The sequence below is a fragment of the Bacteroides mediterraneensis genome (genome assembly GCF_025993685.1).
In the GTDB taxonomy this organism is placed as follows: domain Bacteria; phylum Bacteroidota; class Bacteroidia; order Bacteroidales; family Bacteroidaceae; genus Phocaeicola; species Phocaeicola mediterraneensis_A.
The window spans coordinates 3,352,996-3,365,183 of sequence record NZ_DAJPEN010000001.1; the positions used below are offsets into that span (position 1 = coordinate 3,352,996).

Annotated in this window: 9 protein-coding genes; all 9 read right to left on the minus strand. The window is 48.1% G+C overall.

Annotated elements, in window-relative coordinates:
- Positions 1-86: 86 nt before the first annotated feature.
- Positions 87-974, minus strand: coding sequence for an AraC family transcriptional regulator (locus tag OIM59_RS14365; protein ID WP_299172426.1), 888 nt, complete (start codon positions 972-974; stop codon positions 87-89).
- Between the two features lie 135 nt (positions 975-1,109).
- Complete coding sequence (locus OIM59_RS14370; RefSeq protein WP_299172429.1) at positions 1,110-2,768, minus strand: MFS transporter; 1,659 nt, start codon at positions 2,766-2,768, stop codon at positions 1,110-1,112.
- A gap of 37 nt (positions 2,769-2,805) precedes the next feature.
- Complete coding sequence (locus OIM59_RS14375) at positions 2,806-3,882, minus strand: HlyD family secretion protein (RefSeq protein ID WP_299172432.1); 1,077 nt, start codon at positions 3,880-3,882, stop codon at positions 2,806-2,808.
- A 23-nt stretch (positions 3,883-3,905) separates the two neighbouring features.
- Positions 3,906-5,243, minus strand: a complete 1,338-nt coding sequence (locus OIM59_RS14380) for a TolC family protein (RefSeq protein WP_299172435.1) — start codon at positions 5,241-5,243, stop codon at positions 3,906-3,908.
- 170 nt (positions 5,244-5,413) lie between these two features.
- Complete coding sequence (locus tag OIM59_RS14385; protein WP_299172438.1) at positions 5,414-6,574, minus strand: TlpA disulfide reductase family protein; 1,161 nt, start codon at positions 6,572-6,574, stop codon at positions 5,414-5,416.
- Between the two features lie 98 nt (positions 6,575-6,672).
- Complete coding sequence (gene mutL / locus OIM59_RS14390; RefSeq protein WP_303897400.1) at positions 6,673-8,739, minus strand: DNA mismatch repair endonuclease MutL; 2,067 nt, start codon at positions 8,737-8,739, stop codon at positions 6,673-6,675.
- Positions 8,736-9,032: a hypothetical protein gene (locus tag OIM59_RS14395; protein ID WP_299172444.1), complete on the minus strand. Its 297-nt coding sequence runs from the start codon at positions 9,030-9,032 to the stop codon at positions 8,736-8,738. Before OIM59_RS14395 ends, mutL begins: the two co-directional genes overlap by 4 nt.
- 3 nt (positions 9,033-9,035) lie before the next feature.
- Positions 9,036-10,769, minus strand: coding sequence for an OstA-like protein (locus OIM59_RS14400; RefSeq protein ID WP_299172447.1), 1,734 nt, complete (start codon positions 10,767-10,769; stop codon positions 9,036-9,038).
- Between the two features lie 15 nt (positions 10,770-10,784).
- Positions 10,785-12,143, minus strand: a complete 1,359-nt coding sequence (locus OIM59_RS14405) for a peptidylprolyl isomerase (protein WP_299172520.1) — start codon at positions 12,141-12,143, stop codon at positions 10,785-10,787.
- Between the last annotated feature and the right edge of the window lie 45 nt (positions 12,144-12,188).

A 12,188-nucleotide genomic window follows, 5' to 3' on the forward strand; every position in this document is an offset into this window, starting at 1 on the left:
TAAATAAAACGTAAAAGAGTTTTCCTTCAAACGCAAGTGCGTTTTTAAAAGAATCATAAAATCCAGATAAACAACAATTTACAAATTTACATTTCTGAAGTTTCTTCCTCCGTACACCGATAATGCAGAGGAGAAAGTCCGGTTGCTTTCTTGAAGAAAGTCCCGAAAGCAGAAGCATTGGGAAAATGAAATTCATCCGATATTTCCTGAATCGTTTTGTGGGAATTTTTCAGCAAGAGCATACTCCGGCGAATGATGGCCCGAAACACCAGTTCCTGTACCGTATATCCACACACGGACTTTGACAAGGCTGAAAGATATTTGGGAGTCAGACAAAGCTTGTCGGCATAAAACGCCACTCCTCTCTCCTCCTTGTAATATTTCTCCACCAGCCGAATCAGCTGGATAAAGGTGTCAATCTTGTGTCCGGCAGCCTTGTTCTCTTCCATCAACCGCCGGCTGTAAATGGCACAGAGCCGATAGGTCAGGGCCAGCAGCAACAGTTTCCGTTCATGGTTGCCGAAAGGATTATCCGCGGCATGCCGGTAACGGCTGATTAGTGTGATATAACGGGCAATGTCTTCTTCCTCCCCTGTAGTCCATACATAACAAGGCTCCGGAGTCAGCGTAGCATAAAGATGCATGGCTACTACGGAACTGCCCAACAGTTCCCGAATAGGGTCTACCCGATAGAACAAAATATCCACACGCAAGTCGTCCGTACATGTCCCTGCACAGAATTCCGTGGATTCGGACAGAAAAACCGTCTCTCCGGCTTTCGCCGTAAAAGGTTTCCGGTCCAGAGTGAACTGAAAACTCCCTTGCTCACAGACAACCAGTCCCAAATAATCCATCCGGAAAGTTTTCTGCAATACAGCCGGAAAAGCTTCCACCACGCCTTCCGAACAACAAATATCCCTTCGTTCCACCAATGCCTGATTCAAGCGCATCAAGCGCTCTGTTTGTGTAGCCATGATACCGGTTCAATTTATGTTTATACCAGTACGAAGATACACAAAAAAAGCGTCACGGCAGAGGCTTCCATAGATATTCCCCGCTGAAAATATAGATTAAGAAACGAAAGGCCTCTCCGTGACGCATGACTATCTTCAAGAAACAGAAGCAGGAATCTTGTCCAGCCGCCTTTTCTTCCAGGGGATGAGCAGGAAAAAGACTGCACAGCCCAGACAACCGTAGAAAGTCCAGCCGGACATCTCCTTGACTGCCGACAGCGTGGCTTGTACCTGCACGGTTCCCTTTGCCGACATAGCCGCCATCTGTTCGGCTTCCTGCCCGCTCTTACCCTGATACTGCATGCCCTGTACCGTCTGCGCATAGGAGGCCGACACTTCCGGATTCAGCCGGTCGCGGTCTTGTGCGAAACAGGTGACATAATGTTGCTGACGGTGCTGCATCACGTTCGTATAAAGTGCCGTACCGATACCGGGGCCCAGCACCATCCGCACGGTAAGCATAATGCAAATCCAGGTAGAAAGATACTTATAGGGCATCCGCTGGTTGGCATACACTGCCGTCAGCGAATACAGCAGCATCATTCCCGTAGCCCGGATGATGACCGGATACCTCATCCGCTCATACAAGCCGGCAGTCTGCACCTCAAAGTACATGAACAGGGCCGAAAGTCCAATCAATACGAAACCCAACGAGAACAAGTATTTCAAATGTACTCCCTTACGTCCCAGCATGACGGCAATGACACAGCCGATGAAATATCCCGCCATGCTCCAGTTATTCAGGGCCGCATTCTGCCAGTTGTCTATTTTCATCCCCACCCCGGTAAACACATTCACGAACAAGGCGCTGGAATTGAAAACCATCAACAGCAGGAACAACAAGATTCCTATCCGGATGGAACGCAGCTGAAAGATGTCCATCAAGAAATACGGAGAATACTGTTTCTTTTCCATATACACAAAGAGAGCCGTAAAGCACACGGCACTCCCCGTAGCCCAACAGATAGAGGGGTCATCGTACCAGTCGAGTACCTTGCCATACACCAGCACGTAAATCACCGAGGCACACATCAGACAGAAAATCACCACACTGCCAAATTTCCGGAAAGTGATGGGGAAACGGCGAGATGCATAGGTGTGGTAAGGCATGGTGACAAACACCACCAATATGGAAAGCAGCAACGCCCCCATCATGAAATAATAGACGTACTGCCATTCATATTCGTATGCAAGCCAGGCGGTCAGCGAAGTGCCCAACTGCCCGAGAATCATAAAAAACAGATAAATGGTCGGCATACTGACGCTTTTCTCTCCGTCCAGCCTGTCCCATCCTTCTGCATCCACAGGGTCATTTCCCGGCGTAATGTTGCGAGTAGCCTCCATCCCGAACGCATACTTGATCAGCGTAAAGAGGTTGACCATCATCAGCACCATCCGCAGAAATCCCATCACCACGCTACAGACAGCCAGCACATAAATGCTGTCGGTCTTGGCGCAGACGTAGCTTAGCAGGTAAAGCAAAGAAAAACCTACGATGCACATCATCTTTTCCCGACGAAGGCACACCAGCTCGTAAAAGAAAGGCGAAAAGGCAGCCATTCCCACAGAGGTGAGAAAACCGACAAACTGAATATGTTCCGACTGGATGCCCAGTCCACTGAGCATTTCCCCACTGTTGGCTGTATAAACCCCGCTAGCCGTCAGAATCGGCACAAAAAGCAGGACCAGAATCAGGATGCCCAGCGGTTTGGGCACCCAGTTATAAAACGGATAATTTTTAGGACAGGAAGGCATAATTCAACTTTTAAAGGAATCATTGAAAACGTGACACTCACAATTTGGCCTTGACGACCACCATCATACCGGCAGCCAAACGGGCATTGTCTTCCTCGGACAAATCCGTGAAATCAATGCGCACCGGAATACGCTGCTGAATCTTGACAAAGTTGCCGGCAGAGTTGTCGGTAGGCACCAGCGAATACTTGGAACCGGTGGCTCCAGAGATGGCCGTAATCTTTCCGGTAAACTCCCGGTCACTGAGGGCATCGACAGAAATCCGCACTTCCTGCCCCAGCTTCAGATTTTCCACCTGCGTTTCCTTGTAATTGGCCACTATCCACTTCTGACTGTCCGGAAGAATGTACGTCACACTTTGTCCGGCAGTGATGTACTGCCCTTCTTCCAAGGCCCGTCGCCCCAGTTTCCCGTCACAAGGAGCCAGCACCACCGTATAGGAGAGATTCAGGCGGGCCATCTCCAAAGCCGCCTTCGCCCGCTGTATGGCGGCCTCTGTACTCTCCTTCCGGTTAGATACCTCCTTGATACCCGACATAGCCGCCCGCTGCTGACGTCGGGTTGCTTCCAGTTTCTTGCGGGTAGCCTCGTATTCCGTTTCAATCTGCTCCAGCTGAATTGGAGTAGCCGCATTGCGCTTTACCAGATTCTCGTAGCGCTGACGGTCTTTCTCCAGCTTGGCCAGACGGATTTCAATTTCGGCAATCGAAGCCTCATAGACCGAAGCCGTGGTCTGCGTGGTCTGCAAGGTGGCATCCATCACGGTAGCCCCCGCCATCGCATCTTTCAGCGCGGCTTCTGCCTCCATCACCCGAATCCGGTATTCCCGGTCATCCAACACCAGAAGCGTATCTCCTTTATTCACCTGCTGATGCTCGGTAAAATAAATTTTCTTGATATATCCCGATGCTCTCAGGTTTACCGGAGAGATATATTGTTCCACCTGTGCGTCGTTGCTCGTTTCCGTATGCTTGTAGTCCAGAAACATGCAGACCACTTCGACCACTCCCCACAAAAGGAGAACGATTCCCAAAAGACTGGCCAGTAGCTGGCGACGACGTTGTTTTTTCAATTTCAAGGCTTTTTCCTGAAGCGTATGATTTGTAGTTTTCATATACGATGCATATTAAAAGTGAATCAATGAGTGGTATTTGTCTGAAACAGGCGGTCCAGTTGGCCTGTCAGTTTCAGCAAGGTCAGGTTGGCCACCTGATAGTTGTAGTGTGCACTGAGGTAATTGTTCTGTGCCTCGCTCATGCGCATTTCATCCTGAAGAACCTCCGTCATGGAAGCGATACCCTCCCGGTAGCGGTCGGTCGTCACCTGATAGACCTCTTCGGCCAGCAGGTAATTGTCTTTCTGCTTCTGGAAATTACGCTGGTTGTTCATCAGGTCGTTCGTGGCATTCAGATACTGCGTCTCCATATTCTTCCGCATATTTTCGTAGTTCAACCGGGCGTTCTCCTCATCAATTTGGGCCTTCCGGATGCGCGCCCGCTTGTCCAACCCGTCGAAAATCGGCACACGGAGAGTCAGCCCCAACCCGCTGGACGGATACCAGTGGTTGGAAGGGCCGGAATGAAACCAGTGACGGGCCTTGTCGGTGTATGCCGAATACATCCAGCTCCCTGTCAGGCTCAGCGAAGGAAGATAGCCTTGACGTATCAAATCTTTCTGCTGTCCAGCCAGTTTCTTTTGAGATTCCAGCAGCTGCAATTCATACAAGTCGCTGCGGAGTCCGGTCAAGGAGACCGATTCCACCTGTTCCGGATTCACCGGCGTCAAGGCAATCTCCTCTTCCGCCGGATAGTCCATCACGTATTTCAACAGGTTCAATTGCTGCACCAGCATCGACTTCGCATTGTCATACTGCACCTGCAGGTTCTCCAGATTGATATTGACTCGCTTCACGTCCACCTCCATGGCCATGCCGTTGTCGAAGAATGCCTGGGTAATGTCGCGCAACTCCTGCAACCGCACCCGGTTTTCCTGAATCAGGGCCAGCTGTTCCACCGTGTTCTGCCCCAGGTAATACATCTTGCTGATTTGCAGAATCAAGTCCTCCCGGGCCTTTTCGTACGACAAGCGGTTCAGCTCATTCATCGTACGGGCAATGTCAATGGCGGTGTACACCGTCTGGTTGTAAAGTGGCATCTGCAACTGCAAACCTGCCGATGCATTGTATTGCAGCGTCTTGGTCACGTTGTAGGGATTGCCGTATGCCGAACCATCGGTAACTGATACGGGAGGATTAAAATTGTCGTTAAACCCGGCTACCGCATTGATTTGCGGCAACAACTTCGCCCGATTCTCGCTGAGCAGATGCTTGGCTTTCCGCAGCTCATTGCGGCTGCCTGCCAACGAGAGATTGTTCTCGATGCCTATTCTCAGGCATTCTTCCAACGTGAGCGTGCGCTGTGCCAAGGCAGGAACCCACGTGAACAAGGAAGTTAAAATGACTACTAATTGCTTCATGTTTTTTCGTTTCTTAATCTGAAGCAAAGATAGTCTGTCAGCTACTTACGCGATTATTCAGAAAAGGAGAGGGCCTGTTCAGATTTTCCTTTTTATCGGTTATCTATAAAAAAAGACTCATCGGCAGGCAAATACTCCCCCAATGAGTCGCAGATAAATTATACACCAGATTATCTCATTATTTCATCCAGATACTCGTAGAACTCTCCGTCTTCCCCTACGACTCTCTTCTGGATATTTCCCTGACGGTCAATTACAATCTTGGTCGGATAACCTGATACTCCATACATCACCGCCACATCCGGTTGTCCGGCATTCCGGACATTCACCCAAGGTATTCCATGTGCAGCCACCGCCTGTTTCCATTTTTCTTCCGTATCATTGCAATCTATGCCCACAAACACCACTTTATGTTTGTACTTGCGGTAAGCTTTTTTCATATCGGGCAATCCTTTGATACACCATCCGCACCAGCTTCCCCAAAAATCCAATATCACATATTTTCCTTTCGCAGAGGAAAGTGAAAAATCGTTTCCTTGAATATCTTTCAACGTGAAATCGGGGGCAGGCATTCCTTCCTTAACCTTCTCCAACGCTTGCTGACGGGCCTTCCCTTTTTCACATTCCGACTGGATGGTCTGATACAGAGGCTGCATCACTCCGGTACGAACGTTCTCTGAAAGCATTTTCAGCAAAGAATCCACCACTTCCAGGTCCAAAGGCGTCTGTGCCAACAGGAAAACAGACAAATCTTGATTCGGATGCCGGCGAATATAGTCTGTGGAGACTTGAATCATCGACCGTTCCCAGCCTTCGGCTGGCGCATACACCCGACGAATGGAATCTTCTGCAATCCCTTTCTGCTCCATCTCCCGACAAATGTCTCTCAGGGAATCCAGCTTGTGTTCATACACCTTTTTCTGTGCTTGGAGCTGACTATAAGTATCATAAAAAGCATCACCACCCAGCGTATAGCCATCCAACGAACCATTTACCACTACCTTCTTGCCTGGAAGAAGTACGAAAGAAATGGCATCCATCGAGATAGCCGGAATACGTCCCTGCGCATCAGGAACCAAGGACGGTTTTTCCATAATCACCACCTGCTTCAGCACCGAATCTCCCAGCTGAAGTGCGAACTTTCCGTCTTTCAGAGGGACTGTATCTGTTACAATCTGGGGGCGGGACAATGGATTAATTGCAAACGAACGCACCAGCAACGTATCACTTTGTATGCCCGTCAATGTACCTGTCAAATTATACTGGGGAGAAGAAGTACAAGCTGCCAATAAACAACTGCACCATACTGCAAAACTTAAATATTTTTCCATCGTATTCAGATTTAATTTTTGTGCGGACAAAGATACAACAAAATCCGGACTCCAATTTCTGAAATCCGGATTTTGCCAGAAAAACAAGTTCTATTATCTTATTTGAACATCTTTTCCAAGTCTTCTTCTTTCAATACCGCCAACACAGTCTTCCCGTCGGGCGTATAGTTCGGAGTAGATACGGCAAACAAGTCATCTACCAGTCGGTTCATTTCTTCATCGGTCAGAATCTGCCCCGGTACAATAGCGGCGGCTTTTGCCAAAGAAAGTGCCAGCATACTCTGCACTTCCTCCTTCACCTTACAGCCTTTCTCAATAGCCGTATGCACCATATCCGTCACCAGCTTCTCGGGATTCAGTCCTTCGATACCCGCCGGAATCCCGTTGATAGCATAAGTGCCTCCTCCCAGACTGCTAAGTTCAAAACCCAACGCATTCAAGTCGTCCATAAATTCCTCCAGCACCGGAACTTCAGACGGCGAGAAATGTACCATATCCGGAAAAAGCATCCGCTGAGACGCATTTTTCCGGTTCTCTATCTGCGCCATATAGCGGTCGAAAAGAATCCGGACATGGGCCCGCTGCTGATTGATAATCATCAATCCGGACTTTACGGAAGTCAGGATGAAGCTTCCCTTATATTGGTAATGACGCATGGAATTTTCCAGAGGAAGCCGGTCTTTTTCTTCCTCTGCCACCATCGGCGAAACATTTTCCCCTTGAGGTGCCTCTTCCCATCCGGCAGGTTCTGCATACAACGGTCCGGACTCTTCTTCAGACTGGATGTCCGACTGTCCGGATGAATTGTGCTCCAGACCTTCAAAAAGAGGTTCCCATTCCACCCGGTTCTTATGGGCACCGAAAGAAGGTGTATAATTCCCACTCCGCCCAAAATCCGGCATCGTATCCTTACGGTTCATGGAAGAACGCACAGGAGTTTCTCTTTCACCGGAAGAAGGTCTCCATTCCGGTTCCTGCCCGAAATCCGAAGAAATGCCTGTACCTCTTCCAGAAGCCGATGAATAGGCAGAAGGAGGTACAGCCGAGGTATTGAACGGATTGTAAGAAGGGTCGAAACTGGTGGGAGGAGGTGCCACACTGTAGGGCGAATTCTCAAAGGCCGGAATATCCGGCATCCCTTCCGTATCGAAGTCGATGGAGGGTACGGCATTGAAACGACCCAAGGTTTCCTTCACGGCTGCAGAAAGTATCTGCCATACGGCCTGCTCATTTTCAAACTTGATTTCCGTCTTGGTCGGATGAATATTCACATCGATATCCGAGGGAGCAACCTCAAAATAAATGAAATAAGAAACTTGCTCTCCCACAGGTATCAGATTGTCGTACGCACTGGCTACAGCCTTATGGAAATAAGGATGACGCATATAACGTCCGTTCACGAAAAAGAACTGGCGGGCTCCTTTCTTACGGGCTGACTCCGGGCGACCGATATATCCATGGATTCTCACCATCGTAGTATTGATGTCCAAAGAAAGAAGTTCCTGATTCAGTTTTTTCCCAAACACCCCCATGATACGTTGGCGCAAAGGAATGGCCGGCAAATTCAACATTTCCGTACCATTATGACTCAAGACAAACGAGACGTCCGGATTTACCAAAGCAATCCGTTCAAACTCAGCCACAATGTTACTCAGCTCCGTCTGGTTGGATTTGAGGAATTTCCGACGGGCCGGGACATTGAAAAATAAGTTTTTGACAGAAAAATCACTTCCCTGCTGACAAGCTGCCGCCTCCTGTTTCTCTACTTGGGAACCGGAAATCTGGATATAAGTCCCCAGTCCGTCTTTGTTGCAGCAAGTTTTCAATTCCACCTGCGCCACGGCTGCAATAGAAGCCAGCGCTTCACCACGGAAACCCATCGTATGAAGGGCAAACAAATCGGCAGCCTCACGGATTTTAGAAGTGGCATGACGCTCAAAAGCCATTCGGGCATCCGTTTCCGACATGCCTTTTCCATCGTCAATCACCCGAATGCAAGTCTTTCCCGCGTCGGTCACCAGCACTTCGATATTCTTTGCGCCGGCATCTACGGCGTTTTCCACCAGTTCCTTTATGACAGACGCAGGACGTTGTATCACCTCGCCGGCCGCTATTTGGTTAGCCACCGAATCCGGCAACAAACGAATCACATCTCCCGAGGTCATAATGTAAATTCTCCTGTAATCAGATAATGTAAAATATAAAGCAAGATAACAATGGCCACAAACATGACCCCATAACTCAGAGGTTTACGCCCGCTTTCCTTACGGCGTTTCAGGTAAGTCGTTCCCTCCACGAACTTTCCGCGAATGTCTTCCGGCTTAAATTCTTTGGGAGGAAGCATTCCTAGTTCGCGCTTCGCAGTTTCTTCTATTTTCTGCAGCTTTTCCTTGCGTTCATCCACGTAAATATATTCATGGTGATATCCGCGAGGCTTTCTCATTGTAAACATTCCCATATTTTATTCCTCCTTCTTGTTCTCAAACAGATGCGCATTCGGCAACACTACCGGACCGCGTACATTCTTCTTCAACTGGTCTTCCACCCGTTTCCTGCGCCAATTGAAAATATCGGCTTTATTCAGGGGACGGATATAATCGAACCAGACAAAATTCTCCAGACGGTCTTTCCCAGCTGGAATCTGCGACATCGGATATAGCACGCCATTCGATTTCGGACTCATGACCATCCGCTCTATCTTCCGGTCCTGCAAATAAATTTCCAGCTTACTGGTTTCCGACACATTCATCCCAATCAATGTACTGTCAGAATCCATCGGATAATATACTACGCGTACGGAACCTATCACTTCTGTCTTACGCATGTCTCCCCCCTCGAAATAGGATTTCATCTCCTTCCCTGTAACCTGATTGTAAAGCACAGAATCGATTCGCTCGACCGAAAGTGCCTGCCCGATAATGTGCGACCAGTCAATGGTACTGTCATTCATATAGACTTTTATCACCTCACCCAAAAGCTGCTGGTTCTTATTCCAGATAATGGGATCGCGATACATGGTCAGACAGCTGTCTACCGTAGAAAACACCAATGAATCGGCCGTACCCTGCACATCCGTACGATAAAAACGGACTTTATGGAAAGCACGCATTTCGCGGAACATCGAATCCGTATTTAGATGGAAGGTTTCCATTAAAAGCGTATCAGCATGCAAAAACAGACTGTCTCCCTGTGAATAGTCAATAGCAACGGCACTGTCAGTAGCAAACGCATATCCCGTTTTCTCGTTGTAGAAACCATACTCGCCCGTCATCATATTCCGGTTGATGGTATCCGTCATCACCATCCGGCTGAACGCTTCTCCTATGCCCGTATTACGGTCATAAAAAAGCGAATCTCCAGTCAATTGCTTGCCTTGGTTGGTCAGGACAGAACGATTGTACAAATCAGCCTTCCCGGTTACCGTATTATAAATACCTTTTTCAGAATAAATATGATTGGCATCGCTCCAGATATCTGAAGGTCCCACAATATCGGCTATCTTCGAAGCCGTATTATAACGCAAGGTATCCGAAGTCAGTGTAAATTGCGGATTGACCAGTTTCACATTGTAATTGAACACGGATTGCTTAGTCTGCGGACTGTATTCTCCCCACTCCGAGGTCAGTACATTCTGTTCATCCATCAACGTACCTCCGTCAAAGAAATACCCCAGGTTGTACACCCGGTCATAGTTCAAACTATCCGTCAGCAAGGTAGTCGTACGGTTCTCCATACGTACATTGCAGCGCATCTCCGCTATCTGAGTCAGTCCGTCATAGTACAAACGGTCACCATAGAGAAACAAGGTATCCCCCTGTACCATCTTCACATTGCCAAAAGCCTCAAAGCTGCTGATTTTGTCATAATAGCATGCGCTGTCGCAATACATGTACACACTGTCATGGCGAAACTCTACATTACCAGTCACAATCTGGGCATCCGGATGCTGGGCATCCTTCCGCAACAAATCGGAATGCAACAAATAAACCTTGCTCTTGGGCACCGGACGTTTTGACTCTTCCTTCTTCTGTGAGGGTTTCGCCGAAGCCTGCGTGTTTTCCTGCTTTACCGGATGCTGAGGAACAGAAAGTCCTCCCTGAGCCGAAAGGCTCAGTATGGTCAAACAAAATGCCACGACCGGAAGAAGACGATGCATCCTTACGCGGCCTGATTTTTTATCTGTTTCCTGTTTCATGTGCAGGTAGTCTCATCACTGTTTAATCCATCCCGGATATTTAAAATCACATTTACGCCAAGACGGATTGATTCGTACGTATGTATTTTTCTGTTTCTCTACAATCCACTTCTGCAGTTTTTCTTCACTACGGTTGGCAGTTACAATATCTTTCAGACGCTGATAGTCTTCCGAAATTGTGGCTTTGTGTCCATCAATACGGTTTTTCAACTTGACGATAGCACACACTTCCTTACCTTTGGCATTGATCATGGTAAACGGCTGAGAAACCTCTCCAATCTGCATACCTTCTACGGTTTTGGCCACTTCCTGTGAAACCAATCCGGCCAGCTGCTGCATCTCGAAACGGGAAGTAGAAGTCTGAGGGTTGGCCAGCAAACCGTGGTTGTTACGTGTATCCTTATCCTGAGATACCCATATAGCAGCCTCATCAAACGTCACTTTTCCTTTACGGATGTCATTTGCCAAGGTATCCAGTTTATTCAGTTCTGCTTCAATTTCCTTTTCATCCACACGGGGCTTAATCAAGATATGACGGTAGCTCACGCGGTCACCACGTTTTTCAATCAGCTGGGCAATGTGATAACCATATTCTGTCTGGAATACTTTCGAAATTTTCTTGGGGTCTGTCAGGTTGAATACCACATTGGCAAATTCCGGAGTCAGCTCTCCACGCCCTGTAAAGCCATATTCACCTCCTCGACGGGCAGAACCCGGATCTTCGGAATACATACGTGCCAAGGTAGAGAAAGTTGTCTCTCCCTTATTGATACGATCCGTAAAATCACGCAATTCCTTCTTTACCCGTTCTATTTCTTCCTCCTTGATCTTAGGTTCACGCGTAATAATCTGCACCTCTACCTGGGTCGGGACAAACGGAATACTATCCTGCGGCAAACGGCTGAAATAGTTTCTCACTTCCGCCGGAGTCAGCTTGATGTCTCCCACAATCTTTTTCTGCATCTCCTGCACGGTCAGTCCGTCGCGGATATTCTCACGCAGCATCTCCCGAATCTGAGTAGAAGTCTTGTTATAATATTCCTCCAGTTTTTCCTTTGAACCAATCTGTTCGGTAAGCCAAGCAATTCGTGACTCCACTTGCTGAAGTACTTCCTGGTCACTGACTTCGATACTATCTATCTCTGCCTGATGAAGGAACAGTTTCTGCACGGCCAGTTCTTCCGGTATCACGCAATAAGGGTCACCATCAAAACGACGTCCTTCATACTGGGCATTCAAACGTTCATTTTCTACATCCGATTTAAGAATGGCTTCATCGCCGACAACCCACACCACTTCGTCAATCACGTTATCTTGTGCCATCGTGGGAACTGTTCCAGTCAAGGCAAATAAGAAAGCCAAGACGCCAGTCATAATCAATTTATTCATTTTCTGTCTATTTGATTTGTTTGGTCCATT